Source organism: Streptosporangium sp. DT93 (genome assembly GCF_049844535.1).
In the GTDB taxonomy this organism is placed as follows: Bacteria; Actinomycetota; Actinomycetes; order Streptosporangiales; family Streptosporangiaceae; genus Streptosporangium.
Genome location: NZ_JBNCLF010000015.1, coordinates 44,365 through 65,216 on the forward strand (window position 1 = coordinate 44,365; position 20,852 = coordinate 65,216).

Below are 20,852 nucleotides of genomic sequence, written 5' to 3' on the forward strand. Positions count from 1 at the left end.
CCTGACGGCGCCGCGCGCCGCACCCTTGGCCGCATGAACGTCAAGGTCAGCGTCGTGGTGCCGGTGCACAACCCCGGCGACGGCGCCGACGACTGCATCCGCTCCGTGCTGGACCAGTCGATGGCCTCCGAGGACTACGAGGTCATCTTCGCCGACGACGGCTCCGACGACGGCGCCGCGCAGCGCCTCGACGCGGTGGCCGCGGCGCGCCCCAACGTCCGCGTGCTGCACCTGGAGCGGACCGGCTCGCCGATGCGCGGCCGCAACGCCGCCCTGCTGGCCGCCGGAGGCGAGTACGTCTACCTGCTCGACCAGGCCGACCGGCTGGAGCGCCCCGCCCTGGAACGGATGTACCGGCGCGCACTGGAGACCGACGCCGACATCCTCGTCGGCCGGCTCACCGACGACCGCCGGCCGCCCTCGGCCGTCTTCGACGCCGACCGCGAGCGCGCCGACGTGGTCAAGGACCGGCTGCTCACGCTCCTCACACCGCACAAGCTCTTCCGCAGGACGTTCCTGGCCGCGCAGGGGCTGACCTTCCCCGACCCCGGCGGGCGACTGGCCGAGCAGGCCTTCGTGCTCCGCGCCTACCTGCGGGCGAAGACCGTCGTCGTGCTGGCCGACCAGGTCTGCTGCCACGTCGCGGGACGGCCCGAACCGCCCGAGGACCCGTACACGTGGGCCGCAGAGCTGCGCGAGCTGCTTGACATCATCGACGACGAGGTGCCCGAGGGGGGCCGGCGGGACCGGATGTACGCGCAGTGGTTCCGCACCGCGGTGCTGCGGCGGCTCGGCGGGAGCGGGTTCGCCGCCTCCCCGGCGACCCGGGCGGCCACCTTCGCCACCCTGCGCGAGCTGGCCCTGCAACGCTTCCCCCCGCGCCTGGACCGGCTGCTGCCGGTGCAGGCGCGGGCCCGCGCCGCGCTGCTGCGCGCCGGCAGGCTCGACGAGCTGGTCGCGCTGGCCGGGGCCATGCGCGACACCCGCCTGCAGGCCGACCTCACCCGGGTCGACTGGGAGGACGGCGTGCTCGTCATGGCGCTCACCGTGGAGATCATGCAGAACGACGGCACCCCGATGCGCTTCGTCCCCTACGGCGACGACGGACTGCTGTGGGAGCCCCCGGTCCGTCTCGACGGGCTCCGCCTGGCGCCCGAGCTGGCCGACGTCAGCCAGGCCGCCGCCCGCGCCAGGTTCGAGGTCTACGCCAGGCACGAGGAGAGCGGGGAGGTGCACCTGCTGCCGGTGGACTGCTCGATGATCCGCTGCCGGCACGGCGGGGGCGTCAGGCTCCAGGTCACCGGCACCGCCCGGCTGGACGCCGACGCGGCCGCCGCCGGCGGCCCGCTGCCCGCGGGGCTCTGGGAGCTCCACGTGCGGATGTACGGGGTGGCGCGCCAGGCGCGTACCCGGGTGACCGGCTCCCCGCTGAGCTGCGCCGGAGCCGTCACCGGCCGCTCCGGGCGGCTGGTCGTCCCCTGGTGGTCGGCCAGGGGCGAGCTGGGGGTGTGCGTGGAACCGCGCTCGTTCCCCGAGTCGATCGCCCTGGTCTCGCCGGGCACCACGGCCGTCGGGCAGCGCGGGCACGTCTTCGTCGTGGTGCCGGTGCCGTACGTGCCGCCGAGCGGGGGGCCGCCCGCGGAGCTGGTGCTGCGGCAGGCCACGGGCAGGCTCCAGGAGATCGTCACGCCCGCCCTGGTGGAGCCGGGCGTCCCCGCCGAGCTCGCCGGACGGCTGATCGCGAAGATCCCGACCCGCCTGGCCTACCGCGAGGAGTTCCTCTCGCCGGGCCGCTGGGCGCCCTTCCTGCGGATGGACGGCAGGGAGACCGCCCTGCGGTTCACGGTGGTGATGAACCGCGGCGGGCGGGTGGAGATCCGCGAGCCCCTGCCGTCCGGCCCGCCGCGGCACCGGCGCCCGCTGCTGAGGCGCCTCGTGCTCCGCGTGCCGGGGGTCAGGAACGCGGTCCGGGCGACCCGCACCGCGCAGCGGCGCTACATGTTCAACTGAGGCCTGTCCGGCGGGGGCCGGTCCTCCTGGGCCGTATGCCCCGGACCGCCCGACGGCGCCACACGGCCCGTCGGGGCGGTGTGACGCCGTGGAGGTGTCGACCGGGTGGTGCGGCGCCGTGGGGTGGTGTCAGACGCTCAGCCGGCACTCGTTGGGCAGATCGCCGGTCGCGGGCCTCGGCAGGGTCGCGCTCGGCGGCGGGCTCTGCCTGCGCTCCACCCAGCCCTCCAGGGTCTCGAACGCGCTGCGGAAGCATGGCAGCAACGGGCGCAACCTGTCGGGGTAGGCGGCGTAGAGGCTGTCCACGTGGGTGCCGTCGGTGATCCGGTGGTAGCCGTCGACCTGGATGCCGGGCACGCCCTTCGGGTTGACCGCCCCCGCCGGGTGCAGGCCCGCCCAGTGGGCCGGGACGGTGTGCCCGGAGACGGTCGTGCCCGCCGTCGTGAGGTCGTCCAGACAGGCCTTCACCTGGTGCTCGGCACCCGGCACCGCCACCCGTTCCAGCCGGGCGCAGTGCGCCGCCGAGGTCCCGGCACTCGCCGCCGGCGCCCCGCTCAGCGACACGGCGAAGATCACAGCGGTGAGTCCCGCGACCGTTTTGACCCGTGAGGTCGCGCCGAGGACTGGACTGAGGAGCGCCGTGAGACCGCGCCGGCGACTGGACTGAGGAGCGAAGGAGCGAAGCGGATGAGTGACGAGGGAAGGAGCCGGATCCCAGCGACCTCACCGCGACGCGAAGCGTCGCCATCGACACTGCGCATGTGTCAGCTCCGCTTCAGGTGGTCGGAAAGGGCGTCGCGGAACTCGGCGGGCCGCTCGATGTGCGGGCTGTGGCCGCAGTCCAGGACGATCTCGGTGTACGGGCCGTACCGCTCCAGGGCGGTGCGGGTCTGGGTGACCATCGGCTGCGCGGGGGTGCCCGGCGAGCCGGGGACGGCCCCCAGGGCGCCCAGGTGGGCCAGGTCGAACAGCGAGGTGTCGGAGACGATCACGTCGGCCTCGCCCCTGATCCACAGGATCGGCGGCTTCGGGTCGATCGTGTGCAGGTCGTCGATCCGGAAGTGTGTCGGGGCGAACGAGTTGAGCACACCCCGGGTGCCGGGACGGACCCCCGGCCACTCCTCGGACGCCGCCGCGTCACCGGGGTAGTGGTCCTCGCCGACCCTCGTGGACAGCATCGACGCGACCAGGGCGTCCTCGTCCTCGATCGTCGTGCCGGGCTTCACGTACGTGGTGCGCATCACGTTCCTCGGCGAGGCCGGGGAGTCGTCCGAGGTGTCCCCCGCCGCGAGCAGCCTCACGAAGTCGGGGTTGGCCGCCCCCGCCCCGCCGCCGGTGCCGTCGGGGTGGTTCAGCACGCCGTCGGCGCCGTGCGTGCCGCCGAAGCCGTACGGGGAGATCGGGTTGACCAGGGTCACGCTCCGCGCGGCGGACGGCCGGTCGCGCAGCGCCTGCATCACGACCCCGCCGCCCATGCTCCAGCCGACCAGGTGCACGTCGTCCAGCCCGAGGGCGTCGAGGAGGGCGAGCACGTCGTCGGAGTAGTCCCGCAGACCGCGGGTGGCGTCGACGGGGGCGGGCTCGGTGTCGCCGAAGCCGCGCAGGTCCACGGCGAGCGGCCGGTGGCCCGCCTCCGCGAGGGCGAGCATCGTGCCCCGCCAGAAGGCGGCGCTCGACACGTTGCCGTGCACGAACAGCACGGTCTCGCCGCTTTCCCCGGCGTTTCCGGGGGCCCGGGAGTCGTCGGCGACCGACAGGACGTTCTGGGTGATCCGGGCGGTGGGCACCGGCCGGTTCTCGATGCGCATCAGATGTCTCTCCGTACGGTTCGGCGGGTGGTCTCGGTCTCGTCGAGGGTGCCGATGGCGACGAGGTCGCGGCCACGGGTCTCGCGCGAGACGTACACGGTGACGGTGGTGAGCACGGCGGCCCCGGCCACGTACAGCATGATCGGGAACGACGACTCGTAGGCCCCGAGCAGGGCGACCGCGATCAGCGGGGCCGGGGCGCCCGCGACGATCGAGGCGAGCTGCGAGCCGATGGAGACGCCCGAGTAGCGCATCCTGGTGGCGAACAGCTCGGAGAAGAACGCGGCCTGCGGGCCGTACATCGCGCCGTGCAGGATCAGCCCGACGGTCACCGCCAGGGTGACGGCGGCGAAGTTCCTCGTGTCGATCAGCGGGAAGAACGCGAAGGACCACAGGCCCACCCCGGCGGCGCCGAGCAGGTAGACGGGCCGGCGGCCGAGCCGGTCGGAGAGCGCCCCCCACATCGGGATCGAGACGAAGTGGATGGCCGACCCGATCAGCACCGCGTTGAGCACGACCGGCTTCGTCAGCCCCGCCTGCTGCGTCGCGTAGACCAGCACGAACGCGGTGATCACGTAGTAGGAGACGTTCTCCGCGAAACGGGCGCCGATCGCGATGAGGACGTCCCGCCAGTGGTACCTGAAGACCTCCACGATCGGCAGGGAGGGCGACGGCCCGGCGTTGGCGACCGCCTGCTGGAAGACCGGCGACTCGCTGATGGAGAGCCGGATCCACAGGCCGACCAGCACCAGCACGCCGGAGAGCAGGAACGGGATCCGCCAGCCCCAGCTCACGAACGCCTCGTCCGTCTGGACCGCGGCCAGCACCGCCAGCACGGCGGTGGCCAGCAGGTTGCCGCCCGGGGCGCCCGCCTGCGGCCAGGAGGCCCAGAAACCGCGGCGCGCGGTGTCGCCGTGCTCGGAGACGATCAGCACCGCGCCGCCCCACTCACCGCCGAGGGCGAAGCCCTGGACGAGCCGGAGCAGGGTCAGCAGCAGCGGCGCCCACAGGCCGACCGACGCGTGGGTCGGCAGGCAGCCGATCAGGAAGGTCGCCCCGCCCATCAGCAGCAGGCTGACCACCAGCAGCTTCTTGCGGCCGAGCCGGTCGCCGAAGTGCCCGAAGACCAGCGCGCCCAGCGGGCGGGCCACGAAGCCCACCGCGTAGGTCAGGAACGCCAGCAGGGTGCCGGTCAGCGGCTCCGACTCGGGGAAGAACAGCTGCGGGAAGACCAGCGCGGCGGCGGAGCCGTAGAGGAAGAAGTCGTACCACTCGATCGTGGTACCTACCAGGCTGGCACCGACGATCTTTCCTATGGGGGTGCGGGGGTTGTCTGCCATCTCACTCACCAAGGGGGATCGCTGTTGGGGGATGGCGCTACCGTATGTAGTGACCTGAGTCACTCCTATGGGGGCGGGCGCCATAGCGGCCGGGTGCCGTATGTGGGCGGGGTGAGCAGGTCGCGGGTACGGGCGCGTGGTCCGTGGGCGTCGTCGCCGGACCTGGTTCGCTCCGCCGGTTCTCCTGGCTTTCCCGGCTCTGCCGCCTTCTGGTCAGATCGGGGCCTCAGCCGCTGAGGCGGTGCAGGCGGAGGGCGAGCTGGATCTCCAGGGCGCGGTCGGGCGACTGCCAGTCCTCGCCCAGGAGCTGCCCGACCCGTTCCAGGCGCTGGGTGACCGTGTTGACGTGGATGTGCAGGCTCTCGCTCGCCCGCGACAGCGAGCATCCCGTGCCGAAGTACACGGCGAGCGTCCGCACCAGCGTCGTCCCCCTGCGGGCGTCGTAGTCGATCACCGGGCCGAGCGCGGAGGCGACGAACGTCCCGATCTCGCGTCCCTCACCGACCAGCAGCCCGACGAAGCCCAGCTCGGCGGTGCCGGCCCCGTCCCCGGCCCGCCCCAGCGCCACCAGCGCGTCGGCGCAGCGCTGCGCCTCCCGGTGGGCGGCGGCCACCTGCGCGGGCCCGCGTACGGGACCACCGGCGCCCGCCGTGGCGGGACGGCCCAGCGAGGCGCTCAGCTCGGCCGCCACCTGCCTGGCCACGAGGCCGGGCCGCTCCCCCGGCAGCAGCAGGACGATCTCGTCGCCACGGCGGGCGGCCAGACCGTGCCGCAGGGTCGCCTGGGAGGACGCCCAGAACGCGGCCCGATCGCGCCCGCCGCCGTGGCGGACCACGACCACCACGTGATCGGCGTCCAGGTCCACCCCCACCCGGCGGGCACGGTCGGCCAGGCCGTCGAGGGCGGGCCGGGAGATCAGGTCGTCGAGCAGCTCACCCCTGACCCGCCCCTCCGCCTCGGCCACCGAGCGCCGGAACAGCAACAGCAACGCGGTGACCAGCGCGGCCCGCTCCAGGATGCGCTGGTCGGCGTCGGAGACCTGGCCCGCGGCGCGCAGCACCAGCGTGCACAGCGGCTCCGCGCCCACGTCGACCGACGCGACCAGCAGGTCCCCTCGCCGTACGGTGCGCCCCGACGCCCTCGACGACCGGGCCGCCTCCGCGATCACGTCCGCGGTGGTGTGCGCTCCGCGTACGGCGTCCGCTGCCGTGGCCCGGTGCGGTTCGAGGGGCGCCCGGCGGGGCGCGCCGTCCTGCGGCACGTCCTGCCGCAGTACGTCCGCGTCCCCCGCGATCGGGCGCCCGGCGTCGTCGAGCACCGTCAGCGAGCCGCCGAGCACCTCCGTCACCACCGCCGCCACGTCCCCGACCCCGCCACCGCGCAGCACCAGGCCGGTCATCCGGTCGTGCGCGAGCGCGGCGCGCTCCACGGCCTGGCTGTGCGCGTTCACCTGCCGGTTGGCCTCGCTGAGCTCTTCCAGCGCGTTCCTGGTCTCCTGCAGCAGGCGGGCGTTGTCGATCGCCACCGCCGCGTGCGCCGCCAGCGAGCCCAGCAGCGCCACCTCGTCCTGGGTGAACGGCCGCACGCTCCGGTTGGCCGCGAACAGCACGCCGATCACCCGCGCGCCCAGCTTGAGCGGCACGCCGAGGATGGCGACCAGCCCCTCCTCCAGTACCGCGTCGTCGATGTCGGTCTTGTGCCGGAAGCGCTCGTCGGCGAAGTAGTCGGCGGTCGAGTACGGGGTCGCGGTCTGGGCCACCAGCCCGCCCAGCCCCGCGCCCATGGCCAGCCGCAGCGCCCGGAACTTCGCCGACACCGAGCCGTCGGTCACCCGCATCCAGGTGTCGCCGCGCTCGGGGTCGTGCAGCGTCATGTACGCGGCGTCGGTGCCGAGCAACTGCCTGGCCCGGTGCACGATGGCCTCAAGGACGGCGTCCAGGTCACGCAGGCCCGCCAGGTCGCCCGCCGTGTCGAACAGCGCCGACAGCTCCGCCTCCCGCTTCGCCCGGCGGCGCAGCAGCGCCCGCACCCTCAGCGCGACGAGCTTGGCCTCCTCCAGCTCGGCCAGCTCCTCCGCGCCGGCTCCGGCGCTCCTCGCCGCGAGGACGGGCCCCTCGAACTCGACCGCCGAGGCCTCTCGGGCCAGGAGGTCGAGAAAGATTGTGTTTGATTGCGACGTGCTTGATTGCGACGCCGGCGCGTCGCGGTGAGGGGTGTTGCCTGGCGACGCCGGCGCGTCGCGGTGAGAGGTGTTGCCTGGCGACGCCGGCGCGTCGCGGTGAGCCCGCTCAGGTCCGGCTCCTTCCCTCGTCGAGGGGGATCGCTCGTTCCTCACGATCCCCCTCTCCTCAGTCCAGTCGCCGGCGCGGGCTCACGGGTAGTCCCCGCGAGATGGGTGGTCGGCCTGCTCGCGGGGGGCGTGTGGTCGTGGGGCCATTCTTGCCTAGCGGGCGGTCCAGCCGCCGTCCAGGGGGAGGGAGACGCCGGTGATGGAGGAGCTGTGGGGGCCGCAGAGGTAGGCGACGAGCTCGGCGACCTCCTCGGGTTCGATCAGCCGCTTGACGGCGGCGGGGGCGAGCATGATCTGCTCGACCACCTCGTCCCGGGCGAGGCCGTGGGTCTCGGCCTGGGCGTCGATCTGGTTCTCCACCAGGGCGGTACGGACGTAGGCGGGACTGACGCAGTTGGAGGTCACGCCGTGCGCGGCACCCTCCAGGGCGATCGTCTTGGACAGTCCTTCCAGGGCGTGCTTGGCGGTGACGTACGCCGACTTGTAGGGGGAGGCGCGCAGGCCGTGGACCGAGGAGATGTTGACGATCCGGCCCCAGCCGCGCTCGTACATGCCCGGCAGGGCCTCCCTGACCAGCAGGAAGGGTGCCTCGACCATCACCTTGAGGATCTTGGAGAACACCTGCGGGGGGAACTCCTCGATCGGGGCGACGTGCTGGAACCCGGCGTTGTTCACCACGATGTCCGTGCCGGGCGGGATCGCCCGGACGAAGTCCGGTTCCGACAGGTCCGCGACGACGGGGGTCCCCGAGATCTCCGCGGCGACCGCGGCCGCGGCCTCGGCGTCGATGTCGACGACCACCACGTGCGCTCCGGCCGCGGCCAGCCGGAGTGCGCAGGCACGCCCGATCCCGCTACCCGCTCCGGTCACCACGGCCTGCCGGCCGGATAGGTCAGTCATGCCGCCGAATCTAAGCACGCCCCGGATTTTGGCCCATGTCGTTCGTCCCCACAGTGTGCCGCATGCCTATGTGGTGGACAGCCGCTCCGGACCCGGCTCCTCGGCTCCGGACGCGAGAGGGCTGAAGCGGCGACGGGACCGCGAGCACGGTCAGCGCCTCAGAACCCATCGCCTCACACGCGACCATCGTGCGTGGGCCGTCCACTCGTCGAGCTGGTCGCCGGCGCTCCTGATGTCCGGGTGCCTGGGGCCCAGGACCCGTTCGAGTACCGGTACGAGGGCTGCGAACTGGTCGCGGGCGTCGGCCGCGTACCCGGCGTAGCCCGTCCAGAAGGCGAGGTTGAAACGGATGTTCAAGGTGATCGGGTGCTCGGGGCCCAGAACCTTTTCGGCCATCAGGAGCAGTGTCGCGAACTGGTCCATCGCACCGGCGGCGTCCCCGGCATGGCCCACCCATATGGCGAGGTAGGAGCGGACGTTCAACGTGGTCGGATGCTCCGGACCCAGAACGCACTTGACCACCGGCACCAGCATCGTGAACCGGTTTCGGGCGTTGTCCGCGTCTCCGTCTTCTCCGATCCAGTGGGCGAGAGCACAGCGGACGTCCAGGGTGAGGGGGTTATCCCGGCCCAGGACTCGTTCGAGTACGGGCATCAGCGCGACGAACTGGTGCCGGGTGTCGGCCGGGTTTCCCGCCTCTCCGGTCCAGTGGGCGAGGTTGTAGCGGGCGGTCAATGTGTGGAGGTGTTCGGGGCCCAGAACCCGTTCGAGTATCGGTATCAGGGCTGTCAACCGGTCGCGGGCGGCGACCGCGTCTCCGGCTTGCCCCGTCCAGCGGGCGAGGGCACATCGGATGTCCAGGGTGACGGGATGTTCGAGACCTCGGGTGCGTTCAAGCGCCGGTATCAGCGCTGCGAACCGGTCGCGGGCTCCTGCGGCGTCTCCGGCTTCTCCGCTCCAGCGGGCGATACCGATCCGAGCACTCAATGTGACGTTATGGTCAGGCCCCAGAGCTCGTTCGATGGCCGCCGCCAGTGATATGAACCGATCCCGCGCGCCTACCAGGTCTCCTGCCTCTCCGGTCCAGCGGGCGAGGCAGACCCGGGTACTCAACGTGATCGGGTGTTCGGGGCCCAACGCCCGCTCGACCAGCGGGAGCAGGGTTGTGTACTCGTCTCGGGCGCCGACGGCGTCCCCTGCGTCGCCTGCCCATTGGAATAAGTTCAGCCGAATGCTCAGCGTGGTGGAATGACCGGGACCCAGCGCTCTTTCGGCCACCGGTGCCAATTTCGCCAGCCGGTCCCGGGCACCGGCCGTGTCTCCCGCCTCTCCCGTCCAGTAGGCGAGGTTCGCATGGGCGTCCAGTGTGGTGGGGTGGTCGAGGCCCAGGAGCCGTTCGGTCAGTGGTGCCAGCCTCGTGAACCGGTCCCGGGCGTCGTTGATGTTCCCCATCGCTCCTGTCAGGGAGGCGAGGTCGACGAGGGCGGTCAGCGTGTCCTCGTGTTCGGGGCCCAGGGTCTCGTGCAGGACGGTGTGGCGCCGTTCCAACACGGCGTGGGCGGTGTGGTTGTCACCCAAGGCGTACAGGTAGTCGGTGATGGACGCCATGGCGGGGGAGCCGGGGGGCAGGACGGTGAGGGCGTGGGGGAGCAGCCGGGAGTAGAGGGGCCAGGAGGAGGGCTGCTCGGGCTCGCCGGGGAGCGCGGCACCGAGCAGGGCGGCCGCGGTGGTTCTGTCGGCGTCGTGCTCGTTCGGGGTCAGGTCGTCCACGACGGCTGCCTGGACGCCGGGGGCCAGGCTCACGTACAGGCCGTCGGGTGACAGGGCGATCGCGCCGTGGGAGACCAGCGACCCCAGCGCGCGGGTGAGGGCGGTCTCGTCGGCGCCCTCCAGTCCGTCCAGCACGGTACGCGGCAGGTCGCCGGGCGCGTAGCAGGCCAGTACGCGCAGCACGCGGAGCGCCAGGGGGCTGGCCCGCTCGATCCGCGCACGGGTCGAGGCCCACGTACGGGCCAGGGCCGGATCGGCGTCGGAGGGAGGGGGCGGCGATCCGGGGAACGGGCCGTCCGTGGGGGACAGGGGAGTCGACACCGGTCAACCTTGCCGCCTGGGGGCGATATCCCACCACCATGTGGTGAATCCGTTATCTCGCCCCGCCCCGGCCCCCCGCCGGATCGTCCTGTCGGATCGGCCCCCGGGGCTGCCGGGGACCGGGTGGTGAAGAGGTGGTCAGATGGTGACCGGGTACATGAGCGTCAGCTCGTCGCCCGGCAGGCCGCGGATGCCCCAGTTGGTCTTGGGGGATTCGAGGATCACGATCTCCAGGTCCTCGGCGGCGAGGCCGAGCGTCTCACCGGTCCTGGCGAACAGGGCCCGGATCAGCGAGCGCTTGGCCTCGTCCGACCGGCCGCTGAAGCAGACGATCTCCACGATGAGGTACCGCTCGCTGCGCTGCGGGCAGACCATGTCCTCTGCGTCCAGCAGCAGGAACCGGTGGAACCGCTTGTCCTCGGGAAGCTTCCAGACGTCCACCAGGCATCCGTGGACGGTGTCGGAGATCTCCCGGCGCCGGTCGGACCACACGTCCCGGCGGCCGTAGAACTTGATCTGGGTCATGGGGGAAAGTCTCGCAGGCCCCCGCGGCACGCCGTCACCGGGGTGATCGGGGACGAGACGTGAGGCGTCCCCTTCGAGGGGACGCCGGCTCACCCGGGCTGCGTGGGCGGCCGGGTCATGGAGAGCACGTCGAGCAGTTCGTCGAGCCGCTCCTCGGTGAGGGTGCCGTCGGCCACGTGGCCGCGTTCGATGACGACCTCGCGGATGGTCTTGCGCTCGGCCAGGGCCTGCTTCGCTATCTTGGCGGCCTCCTCGTACCCGACGTACCGGTTGAGCGGGGTGACGATCGACGGCGACGACTCCGCGTACTCGCGCATGCGGTCGGCGTTGGCGGTGATGCCGTGCACGCACCGGTCGGCCAGCAGCCGGGAGACGTTGGCGAGCAGCCGCACCGACTCCAGGATGTTGCGCGCCATCACCGGCAGCATCACGTTGAGCTCGAACGTCCCGGACGCGCCCGCGAAGGCGATGGCCGCGTCGTTCCCGATCACCTGGGCGGCGACCATGGTCACCGCCTCCGGGACGACCGGGTTGACCTTGCCGGGCATGATCGAGGAGCCGGGCTGGAGGTCGGGCAGGTTGATCTCGCCCAGTCCGGCCCGGGGGCCCGAGCCCATCCAGCGCAGATCGTTGGCGATCTTGTTGAGCGAGACCGCGACCGTGCGGAGCTGGCCGGACAGCTCGACGAGGGCGTCACGGGCGCCCTGGGCCTCGAAGTGGTCGGGGGCCTCGGCGAACGGCAGCCCGGTGGCCTCGCGCAGCCTCTCGATGACCTTGGCCGCGAAGCCGGGCGGGGTGTTGACACCGGTGCCGACGGCGGTGCCGCCCAGGGGGAGCTGGGAGAGGCGGGGGAGGGCGCTCCGCACCCGCGCGATGCCGTTGTCGACCTGCGTGGCGTATCCGCCGAACTCCTGTCCCAGGGTGACAGGGGTGGCGTCCATCAGGTGCGTCCGCCCTGCCTTGACCACGCCCTCGAACTCCAGCGACTTCTCGCGGAGCGCGGTCGCCAGGTGCCGCAGGGAGGGGATCAGGTGGTACGACACCTCGGTCGTGGCGGCCACGTGGATGGAGGTGGGGAAGACGTCGTTGGACGACTGCGAGGCGTTCACATGGTCGTTGGGGTGGACCGGGGCGCCCAGCCGCTCCTCGGCGAGGGTGGCGATCACCTCGTTGGCGTTCATGTTGGAGGAGGTGCCGGAACCGGTCTGGAAGACGTCGACGGGGAACTCGCCGTCCCACTCGTTCTCGGCGACGTCGGTGGCGGCCTCGGCGATCGCCCGCGCCAGCTCCTTGTCGAGCACGCCGAGCTCGGCGTTGACCTCGGCGGCGAGCGCCTTGATCAGGCCGAGTGCGGCGATGTGCGGAACCTCCAGCCCGCGCCCGGAGACCGGGAAGTTCTCCACCGCCCGCTGGGTCTGTGCCCGCCACTTCGCGCCCGCCGGAACCCGTACCTCGCCCATCGAGTCATGCTCGATCCGATACTCGCTCATGGATCCAGTCTGCGTCCTATGAGAGGAATCAAACCGGTCGAGCGGACGTCGGACGCGCGGGATCCGCTCCGGCGGGCCGTTCCTCAGGTGAAGGCCACCACCACCAGGATCATGATCACCACGAGTGAGAGCGCCGCCACGCCCATCAGGACGAAGACGCCGATCTTGGACCTGCGCGGCGGGGACTGCGGCTGCCCGGGGGCCGGGTGGCCGTTCTGCCCGGCGATCGCGAACAGGTCGGTGCCCAGGCCCGCCTCGGGCCCCTGCGGGCGCCAGGGCTGCGGGGGCGCCGGGTGCGGATGCCCGGGGGCACCGGGGGCACCGGAGGCGCCGAGGGCGCCGATGGTGCCGAAGGGCGCTCCGCCGCCCGGGGCCCGGTCGGGCGGGAAGGGCGCGTACGGCGGCGGACCGGCCGGTCCGGGGACCGGCGGTCCGAGCACGGCGGTGGAGGGCCCGGAGTCCGGCCCGGTCGCGGGGAACCCGTGCGGCGGGGTGGCGGAGGGGTCGGAGGACACCGGGAACCCGTGGGGAGGGGTGGCCGAGGAGGGCGCGTCCGGCTCTCCCGGGGCGCCGGGAGGACGGCCCCAGGGGGCCACGGGACCACGGGCGACGGGGGTGCCGAGGCCGGCGGAGTCCGGCCGTCCCGCGCCCGGCCCGCCGGGGCCGGTGGAGGTACGCCGTCCCGCGACGGGCCTTCCGGGGTCGGCGAACACGGGGCGGTCCGGGTACGGCGAGGCCGCCGGCCGGCCGGGGGCGGACGCCGGGCTCGCGGGGCTCGCCGTGCTCACCGGGTTCGTCGTCTCCGCCTCACCCCTCCGGGAGGCGGGCTCGGCGGGCGTGGCCGCGCCGGGGATGCGCAGGCCGTCCCGGGGGCGGATGACCACCATCGTGCGGTCGGCGTCGAAGCCGTCGGTGTCGTCTGCGTCGTTCGTGTCGTCCGGCGTGCCGGGGACGTCCGGGAACCCGGCGGGCTCCGCGCGTACGGGCTCCGCGTTCCTCGGAGCGGCCGGAGACGACGGAGACGACGGAGACGCCGAGGAGGCCGGGGGCGCGGTGACGGGGGGCGGGGTGGAGGGCAGGGAGTCGGCCAGGTGCGTGGGGGTGTCGGCCACCGCCCGGAGCATCGCGCCCGCCTGCGGGGCCGTCAGGCGCGCGGTGTGGTCCTTCTCCAGGAGCTGCTCCAGCACCGGGCGGAGCGGACCGGCCTGGGTGGGCGGGTCGACCTGCTCGCTCATCAGCGCGGCGAGGGTCTCCGCCACCGAGGAGCGCTCGTAGGCCGGGCGGCCCTCGACCGCGAAGTACAGGGTGGCGCCCAGCGACCACAGGTCGGACTCGGGGCCGTTGTGCTCGCCGCGTGCGCGCTCCGGAGCCGTGTACCCGGGGGAGCCGATCACCATGCCGGTCTTGGTGAGGCTCGTGTCGCCCTCGGCCTTGGCGATGCCGAAGTCGGTGAGGACGACCCTGCCGCTCTCGGTGATCAGCACGTTCCCCGGCTTGACGTCGCGGTGGAGCACGCCCTGGGCGTGGGCCGCGCGGAGCGCCCCCAGCAGGTCGGCCCCGATCTCGGCGACCAGGCGCGGTGGGAGCGGCCCCTCCTCCTCGATCACCTGCTCCAGGGAGCGCGCCTGGACGAGCTCCATGATGATCCAGGGGCTGCCGTCCTCGACGATGGCGTCGTGGACGGTGGCGACCGAGGGATGGCTGATGCGGGCGGCCGTACGACCCTCGCGGATCATCCGTTCCCGAAGTTCGGTGCGCTGCGCCTCGCTGAGCCCGGGCTCCTGACGGATCTCCTTGATCGCGACCTCACGACCGAGGGAACGGTCGTGGGCCCGCCACACGGTGCCCATCGTTCCCCGGCCGAGTGGCGCGATCAGCTCATAACGGTCCGCGAGCACGCGCGTCTGCTGTTCCGGCATGAGAAGAAGATAGCCATTCCCCCTTGAGAAGTGCTTTACCCGCGCTTACGGAGTTCCCTCGGCCAGAGAAGACGTGGGAGGACCAACCTGATGAACGGCGTCATGAAACGGACAAATGGGCGGTAACTTACTGATATGTCCACATTTTTACGATGGACGCCCTCGTTCGACCGGCGGTGCGATCGCGACTGCGCCACGGGTGCCGAGAACGGTCCCGAGGGTGGTCCCGACGGCGGCGGGGGAGAGACGGGCGAGGTGGGGCGCGGAGCCTGTGGCGGCGCGGAGCCGACCCGGTGCAGGCCCCGATGCTGCGAGCGGCGGCCGAACGACGCGCCGTCCTGGCCGTCCTGGGGCGTCCTCGGCCGCGTGACGGGCGAGCGGACGGCGAGCTCCTCGGCCGAACCGCCGGCCGCCACCCGGGCGAGCATCAGCGCCGCCCTGACCGTGTCGAGCCGGGCGTCCGGGGCGATCGAGAGCAGGCCGCGCAACACCGGGGCCAGCGGCCCGGCGCGTTCCATGGGGATCGGCTCGCCGCTGGTCAGCGCCGCCAGGGCCGCGGCGGCCGTACGGCGCCCGTGCAGACCCTTGCCCTCGACGGCGGTGTAGAGGGTCGCGCCGAGCGACCACAGGTCGCCGGCCGGGCTGGCCTTCGCCCCCAGGACGCGCTCGGGGGCGATGTACCCGGCCGAGCCCAGCACGATGCCGGCCTGGGTGATGGACACGTCGCCCTCCAGGGCGGCCAGGCCGAAGTCGGTGAGCACCGCCCGGTCGTCGGTGACCAGGACGTTGCTGGGCTTCACGTCGCGGTGCAGGATGCCCTTGGCGTGCACGGCGCGCAGCGCTCCCAGGACCTGCCGCCCGATCTCCGCCACCTGGCGCGGCGGCAGCGGGCCGTGGTCCTGCAGGAGCTGCTCCAGCGACCTGGCGCGCAGCAGCTCCATCACGATCCAGGGGCGCTCGTCCTCGGTGACGACGTCGAAGACGGTGATGACCGAGGGGTGGGCCACCATCGCGGTCGCCCGTCCCTCGCGCTCGGTCCTGGCGCACAGCTCGGCGCGCAGCTCCTCGTCGAGGATCAGGGGGAGGCGCACCTCCTTGACCGCCACCTCGCGGTTGAGCAGCTCGTCGTGCGCTCGCCAAACGGTGCCCATGCCGCCGCGGCCCACCGGTTCCGACAACCGGTAGCGCGCGGCGAGAAGGTATCCGGGTGGCGCACGCATGTGGTGCAGCTTACCGATTTGCGTAATGAGACCAGTAGAGACCGGGCCGAATCTTCTTGCCAACTTCAGTCAGATTTTCGCTCTCGCGCCTGTTAGGTGACTCTGAGTGGCATATGGCTTTCGGTGCGGAGTCGGTGGACGGGTTTCGCGGGTGCGGCCGGCCGGACCGAGGGGCGGGATCGGGAGCCGGGAGGCCGGCGGTCAAGGGGTGAGATCGGGGACCGGGGGGCCGGCGGGGTCGCCGCCGGCCCGTGCTCGTCCTACCTGCCGGAGCGGGTGGGGATGCCGACGAAGGTGGCCCCGCCGTCGGCCCGCCGCCGGTCGAAGAAGTCGTTCCCCTTGTCGTCGACCACGACGAACGCGGGGAAGTCCTCGACCTCGATCCTCCAGACGGCCTCCATGCCCAGCTCGGGGTATTCGAGGACCTCGACCTTGCGGATGCAGTCCTGGGCCAGGCGGGCGGCCGGGCCGCCGATGGAGCCCAGGTAGAAGCCGCCGTGGGCCTGGCAGGCGTCGGTGACCTGCTGGGAGCGGTTGCCCTTGGCCAGCATGACCTTGGAGCCTCCGGCGGCCTGGAAGCGCTCGACGTAGGAGTCCATCCGCCCGGCCGTGGTCGGGCCGAAGGAGCCCGAGGCGTACCCCTCGGGGGTCTTGGCGGGGCCGGCGTAGTAGACCGCGTGGTCCCTGAGGTAGGCGGGCATCTCGCCGCCCGCGTCCAGGAGCTCGCCGATCTTGGCGTGGGCGATGTCGCGGGCGACCACGAGCGGCCCGGTCAGCGACAGGCGGGTCTTGACCGGGTACCGGGTCAGCTCGGCGAGGATCTCCTCCATCGGCCGGTTGAGGTCGATCCTCACCACGTCGTCCGAGAGGTGCTCGTCGGTGGTCTCCGGCAGGAACCGGGCCGGGTCGGTCTCCAGCCGCTCCAGGAAGACCCCCTCCGGGGTGATCTTCGCCAGGGCCTGGCGGTCGGCGCTGCAGGAGACCGCGATGGCGACCGGGCAGGAGGCGCCGTGACGGGGCAGGCGGATGACGCGGACGTCGTGGCAGAAGTACTTGCCGCCGAACTGGGCGCCGATGCCGAGCCTCTGGGTGAGCTCGAAGACCTTGGCCTCCAGGTCGGTGTCCCGGAAGCCGTGCCCGGACGGGGAGCCCTCGACGGGGATGGAGTCCAGGTAGCGGGCGCTGGCGTACTTGGCGGTCTTGAGGGCGAACTCGGCGGAGGTGCCGCCGACGACGATCGCCAGGTGGTACGGCGGGCAGGCGGCGGTGCCGAGGGAGATGATCTTCTCCTCCAGGAAGCGGAGCATCCTGGCCTCGTTGAGCACCGCCTTGGTCTCCTGGTAGAGGAACGACTTGTTGGCGCTGCCGCCGCCCTTGGCCATGAACAGCAGCTTGTAGGCGTCGGGCCGGCCGCCCGGGTCCTCGGCGTAGAGCTCGATCTGCGCGGGGAGGTTGGAGCCGGTGTTCCTCTCCTCCCACATGGTCAGGGGCGCCATCTGCGAGTAGCGCAGGTTCAGCCGGGTGTAGGCGTCGTAGACGCCCCGGGAGATGTGCTCGGCGTCGGCGCCGTCGGTGAGCACGTGCCGGCCGCGCTTGCCCATCACGATCGCGGTGCCGGTGTCCTGGCACATCGGCAGGACGCCGCCCGCCGAGATCGAGGCGTTCTTGAGCAGGTCCAGGGCGACGAACCGGTCGTTGCCGCTCGACTCGGGGTCGTCGACGATCTTACGGAGCTGGGCGAGGTGGGAGGGGCGCAGGTAGTGGGAGATGTCGTGGATCGCGGTCTCGGTGAGCAGCCGCAGCGCCTCGGGCTCGACCTCCAGGAACCGGCGCCCCGCGGCCTCGGCGACCCGTACCCCCTCGGAGGTGATCAGGCGGTACTCGGTCTCGTCCGGGCCCAGGGGGAGCAGGTCGGTGTAGTCGAACTCGGGCATCGTCGTCGATCCTTCGCGCGAGGGTCATGTCCGTTTTCCCTAGAGGGTAAGGCCTCGCCCGCGCGCCCGGCCGTGGTGGCCGGCCGGGGGGCGTTCGTCCCTCGGTCGGGCAAACGGATCTGGACAAATGCGATGAAACCCGAATATTCAGGACAAGGGTCGGTGGGGTATGCGGCTTTTGTCCATATCTGTTCGGAGGGAGGGGTGAAGCTGGAAGCAGACCGGGCCGAGTGCCCGGTGGAAGCAGGAGGGGCACCATGAACGTCGGAAACACCGTCCCGGCCGGCAGCATCGTCATGCTGGTACTCGTGGCCGTCTTCATCGTGGCCGGTCTGACCGTGTCGCTGATCGCGATCACGCTGACGAGCATCAAGGAGAACGACGGGCGGACGCCCGAATGGCCGGTGAGCTGGCCCAAGACGCCCGTCGCCATGTCCGGGCAGCGGATCGCCCTCTCCGCCGGACGGACGGCCGCCCTGCCCTCGGGGTCCTCGGGGTTCTCGGGGTCCTCGGGGTCCGGCCACCCCGGCTGGCGGGTCAGCATGCCCCATCGGAGCGGTGACTCCCCGCGCCGGGCGCACTCCTCGCGCTGGGCCGAGGCCTCCCAGCGCCGGGTGAGCCCGCCGCAGCGGGCCGACGCGCCCGCGCAGCGGGTGAACGTGCCCCGGCAGCGGGTGAACCCCTGGGGCTGATCAGCGAACGGACGTCCGAGGTCGTGACCGGCGGGTGGACCCTCCCGGCCGGAGGCGGCGGGTGAACCCCCGGGGAGCCAGGCCGACGGCGATGCCCGCCACCACGAGCGCGGCGCCGAGCAGGTCGGCTCCCGAGGGGGTGCCCAGGCCGAGGACCGCGCCGGTGGCGATGGCGCCGACCGGGATCAGCCCGGCGAACAACCCGGCGGTCCCCGGGCCGATCCGCGGCAGGGCGTCGTACCAGAGGAGGAACGCCACACTCGTTATGATCACCGCCTGGTAGGCCAGGCTCGCCGCCTCGGGCGGGGTCGGCACCCTGATCAGCGCGGTGCCGTCCGCGAGCAGCCCGGCGACCACCAGCAGCGGTACGGCCAGCGCCGCCGAGCAGGCCGAGACGCGCACCGCGCCCAGCCTCGGCAGCAACGGCAGGGCGAGCACCGAGAAGCAGACCTCACAGCCCAGCGCGCCGAGCGACCAGAGCAGCCCGACCGGGTCGCCGCTGCCCAGGCCGGTGGCCACCGTCGCCCCGGTGACGACGACCGTCGCCGCGCCGAGCAGCCGGGGCGAGGGCCGCCCGCCGATCAGCGCCAGGGCCAGCGGTACGGTGCCCAGGACGGTGCCGACGAGAGCGGGCCCGCCGCGCCGGGTGGCCTCGATCACGCACACGTTGAACAGCACCAGCCCGGTCAGCGCCAGCGCCGCCAGCAGCGCCGTCTCCCGGAGGGTGGGCCGCACCGGCCGCATCCCCGCCAGCCGCGCGACGGAGAACAGGATCACGGCCGCCACCAGGTAGCGCACGGCCTGCCCGCCGTAGACCGGATAGTCGCCGATCAGCCCGGAGACCCCCGCCAGGGTGCCCACCAGGAACATCGCCGCCGCGGCCTCGAACAGTCCGCGCGGCTCCGGCCGGGGCGCGGGGAGGCTGACAGTCTCGTTCATGTACGGAATGCTAGGAAGCCAATGGTTCGCCCGCCGGGTCCAATGACCCCGAGAAAACGAGGGCCAATTGGCCGATCTCCATCTGACCGTCGACCGGGCCGCCGGCGGTGTCGCCGCCCAGGTCGCCCGCGAGCTCCGCGAAGCCGTACGGCACGGGCGGCTGGCGGCCGGGGTCCGGCTGCCCGCCAGCCGCGAGCTGGCCAGGGACCTCGGGCTGTCCCGGGGCGTGGTCGTGGAGGCCTACGAGCAACTCGTGGCCGAGGGTTTCCTGCTCTCCAGGGTCGGCGTGGGCACCGTCGTGGCCCCGGCCGCGAGCCGCTCGCCCGAGGAGGGCCGTGCGGGGGACGGGATCGGGCCCGCCGCCGGGGACGATCCGTACCGGGGGCGCCGCGCCACCGCCCCCGACCTGGGCGCGTTCCCCCGCCAGCGCTGGCTGGCCTCGATGCGGCGGGCGCTCGCCTCGCTGCCCTCCGACGCCCTGGACTACGGCGACCCCGGCGGCGTCCCCGCCCTCCGCGAGGAGCTCGCCGCCTACCTCGGAAGGGTCCGGGCGGCCGACGTCGGCCCGGACGGCCTGGTGATCGTGGGCGGGGTCGCCCAGGGGATGAGCCTCGCGATCCAGGCGCTGGCGGGCAGGCTCCCGGTGGTCGCGGACCGGCACGACCTCGGCTGGTTCGTCCGGGACGACACGCCTCCCGCGCCGCGCCCCGGACGGATCCGGCTGGCGATCGAGGACCCCACCGGCGTCCGCCAGCTCCCGCTGCTCCGCGCGGCCGGCGCCGACCTGGTCGCGGTCGGCGTGGACGACGAGGGCGTCGACGTCGGAGCGCTCGCCGCGACCGGCGCGCGGGCCGTGCTGCTCACCCCCGCGCACCAGTACCCGACCGGCGTCGTCCTCTCCCCGCGCCGCCGCGCCGAGCTGATCGCGTGGGCCGTCGCGACCGGCGCGACGATCCTGGAGGACGACTACGACGCCGAGCTGCGCTTCGACCGCGACCCGGTGGGCTGCCTGCAGGGGCTGGCCCCCGACCGGGTGATCCTGGTCGGGAGCGTCAGCAAGTCCCTGGCGCCCGGTCTCCGCCTGGGATGGGTGGCCGCCCCGGCCCGGATCGCCGCGTCGCTGCGGCTGGCCCGCGCCGAGCTGGACCTCGGCTCGCCGGTGCTGGAGCAGTACGTCCTGGCCGACTTCATCACCACCGGCGGCTACGACCGGCACCTGCGCGGAACGCGCCGGGAGTACCGGGCCCGCCGCGACGCCCTCGTGCGCGCCCTGGCCGTGCACCTCCCCGAGCTCGTCGTGCGGGGCGTCTCCGCCGGGCTGCACCTGCTCGCCGAGCTGCCGGCCGGCCAGGACGAGACGGGGGCGGCGCGGGCGGCCCTGGCGTGCGGGCTGGCGGCCGAACCGGTGGCGCCGATGAGGCACGCGCCGGGGCCGCCCGCGCTGGTGATGGGCTTCGCGCGTCTGCCGGTCCACCGCGCCGACGAGGCGGTCCGCGCCTTCGCGGACGCCCTGCGCCGATGACCCGCCCGGTCCGTCCCGGTACGCACCCCCGGCGGGCCCCGGCCCGGCATCGCCGGGACTCCCACGCCCCGACACGGCCCCACACGGCCGGGCTCGACGCGTTTCCCGGCGCGGCACGCGGGGAGACGAACAGTCCCTGCACGGTCGAGGACGCCCCGGCCGCGCTCCACCT

The 20,852-nt window shown here is 73.1% G+C and carries 15 protein-coding genes; 3 read left to right on the forward strand and 12 right to left on the reverse strand.

Features of this window, described 5'->3' with window-relative positions; all coding sequences use genetic code 11:
* The first annotated feature begins 33 nt into the window (after positions 1–33).
* Positions 34–2,010 (forward strand): glycosyltransferase family 2 protein, encoded by a 1,977-nt coding sequence (locus tag ACLQ2R_RS27990; protein WP_425963706.1) that lies wholly within the window; start codon positions 34–36, stop codon positions 2,008–2,010.
* Between the two features lie 129 nt (positions 2,011–2,139).
* On the opposite strand, the gene ACLQ2R_RS27995 is transcribed toward ACLQ2R_RS27990, so the two are convergent.
* The 11 genes from ACLQ2R_RS27995 to ACLQ2R_RS28045 all read right to left on the reverse strand — a co-directional run bounded on the left by ACLQ2R_RS27995 (position 2,140) and on the right by ACLQ2R_RS28045 (position 17,527).
* On the reverse strand, positions 2,140–2,586 hold the full coding sequence (locus tag ACLQ2R_RS27995; protein WP_425963707.1) for a hypothetical protein: 447 nt from the start codon (positions 2,584–2,586) through the stop codon (positions 2,140–2,142).
* 188 nt (positions 2,587–2,774) lie between these two features.
* Complete coding sequence (locus ACLQ2R_RS28000; RefSeq protein WP_425963709.1) at positions 2,775–3,818, reverse strand: alpha/beta fold hydrolase; 1,044 nt, start codon at positions 3,816–3,818, stop codon at positions 2,775–2,777.
* On the reverse strand, positions 3,818–5,158 hold the full coding sequence (locus ACLQ2R_RS28005; RefSeq protein ID WP_425963710.1) for an MFS transporter: 1,341 nt from the start codon (positions 5,156–5,158) through the stop codon (positions 3,818–3,820). The genes ACLQ2R_RS28000 and ACLQ2R_RS28005 overlap by 1 nt, the downstream gene beginning before the upstream one ends.
* Before the next feature lie 226 nt (positions 5,159–5,384).
* The gene (locus ACLQ2R_RS28010; RefSeq protein WP_425963956.1) at positions 5,385–7,319 is read right to left on the reverse strand and encodes a helix-turn-helix domain-containing protein; all 1,935 of its coding nucleotides are present in this window, start codon (positions 7,317–7,319) and stop codon (positions 5,385–5,387) included.
* A 282-nt stretch (positions 7,320–7,601) separates the two neighbouring features.
* Positions 7,602–8,348 (reverse strand): 3-hydroxybutyrate dehydrogenase, encoded by a 747-nt coding sequence (locus ACLQ2R_RS28015; protein ID WP_425963711.1) that lies wholly within the window; start codon positions 8,346–8,348, stop codon positions 7,602–7,604.
* A 150-nt stretch (positions 8,349–8,498) separates the two neighbouring features.
* Positions 8,499–10,439: a tetratricopeptide repeat protein gene (locus tag ACLQ2R_RS28020; protein WP_425963713.1), complete on the reverse strand. Its 1,941-nt coding sequence runs from the start codon at positions 10,437–10,439 to the stop codon at positions 8,499–8,501.
* A 138-nt stretch (positions 10,440–10,577) separates the two neighbouring features.
* A complete protein-coding gene (locus ACLQ2R_RS28025) occupies positions 10,578–10,964 on the reverse strand; it encodes a tautomerase family protein (RefSeq protein WP_425963715.1) in 387 nt (128 codons plus the stop codon).
* 89 nt (positions 10,965–11,053) lie between these two features.
* Positions 11,054–12,454, reverse strand: a complete 1,401-nt coding sequence (locus ACLQ2R_RS28030) for a class II fumarate hydratase (protein WP_425963716.1) — start codon at positions 12,452–12,454, stop codon at positions 11,054–11,056.
* Between the two features lie 83 nt (positions 12,455–12,537).
* On the reverse strand, positions 12,538–14,373 hold the full coding sequence (locus ACLQ2R_RS28035) for a serine/threonine-protein kinase (protein ID WP_425963717.1): 1,836 nt from the start codon (positions 14,371–14,373) through the stop codon (positions 12,538–12,540).
* Positions 14,374–14,408: 35 nt separating this feature from the next.
* Positions 14,409–15,593, reverse strand: a complete 1,185-nt coding sequence (locus tag ACLQ2R_RS28040) for a serine/threonine-protein kinase (RefSeq protein ID WP_425963719.1) — start codon at positions 15,591–15,593, stop codon at positions 14,409–14,411.
* Between the two features lie 260 nt (positions 15,594–15,853).
* On the reverse strand, positions 15,854–17,527 hold the full coding sequence (locus tag ACLQ2R_RS28045; protein ID WP_425963720.1) for a fumarate hydratase: 1,674 nt from the start codon (positions 17,525–17,527) through the stop codon (positions 15,854–15,856).
* 257 nt (positions 17,528–17,784) lie between these two features.
* Between ACLQ2R_RS28045 and ACLQ2R_RS28050 the strand changes: the two genes are divergently transcribed.
* Positions 17,785–18,219, forward strand: a complete 435-nt coding sequence (locus ACLQ2R_RS28050; protein WP_425963721.1) for a hypothetical protein — start codon at positions 17,785–17,787, stop codon at positions 18,217–18,219.
* Here ACLQ2R_RS28050 and ACLQ2R_RS28055 read toward each other — a convergent pair whose 3' ends face one another.
* Positions 18,220–19,158 (reverse strand): DMT family transporter, encoded by a 939-nt coding sequence (locus tag ACLQ2R_RS28055; protein ID WP_425963722.1) that lies wholly within the window; start codon positions 19,156–19,158, stop codon positions 18,220–18,222.
* Between the two features lie 67 nt (positions 19,159–19,225).
* Between ACLQ2R_RS28055 and ACLQ2R_RS28060 the strand changes: the two genes are divergently transcribed.
* Entirely contained in the window at positions 19,226–20,680 is a 1,455-nt protein-coding gene (locus tag ACLQ2R_RS28060) for a PLP-dependent aminotransferase family protein (RefSeq protein WP_425963724.1), read from the forward strand.
* Positions 20,681–20,852: the final 172 nt, after the last annotated feature.

Coding starts and splice junctions, on each gene's coding strand:
- ACLQ2R_RS28045 (WP_425963720.1), bottom strand. CDS start 17,527: ATGCCCGAGTTCGACTACACCGACCTGCTCCCCCTGGGCCCGGACGAG.
- ACLQ2R_RS28025 (WP_425963715.1), bottom strand. CDS start 10,964: ATGACCCAGATCAAGTTCTACGGCCGCCGGGACGTGTGGTCCGACCGG.
- ACLQ2R_RS28050 (WP_425963721.1), top strand. CDS start 17,785: ATGAACGTCGGAAACACCGTCCCGGCCGGCAGCATCGTCATGCTGGTA.
- ACLQ2R_RS28030 (WP_425963716.1), bottom strand. CDS start 12,454: ATGAGCGAGTATCGGATCGAGCATGACTCGATGGGCGAGGTACGGGTT.
- ACLQ2R_RS28040 (WP_425963719.1), bottom strand. CDS start 15,593: ATGCGTGCGCCACCCGGATACCTTCTCGCCGCGCGCTACCGGTTGTCG.
- ACLQ2R_RS28015 (WP_425963711.1), bottom strand. CDS start 8,348: ATGACTGACCTATCCGGCCGGCAGGCCGTGGTGACCGGAGCGGGTAGC.
- ACLQ2R_RS27990 (WP_425963706.1), top strand. CDS start 34: ATGAACGTCAAGGTCAGCGTCGTGGTGCCGGTGCACAACCCCGGCGAC.
- ACLQ2R_RS28055 (WP_425963722.1), bottom strand. CDS start 19,158: ATGAACGAGACTGTCAGCCTCCCCGCGCCCCGGCCGGAGCCGCGCGGA.
- ACLQ2R_RS28000 (WP_425963709.1), bottom strand. CDS start 3,818: ATGCGCATCGAGAACCGGCCGGTGCCCACCGCCCGGATCACCCAGAAC.
- ACLQ2R_RS28005 (WP_425963710.1), bottom strand. CDS start 5,158: ATGGCAGACAACCCCCGCACCCCCATAGGAAAGATCGTCGGTGCCAGC.
- ACLQ2R_RS28035 (WP_425963717.1), bottom strand. CDS start 14,373: ATGCCGGAACAGCAGACGCGCGTGCTCGCGGACCGTTATGAGCTGATC.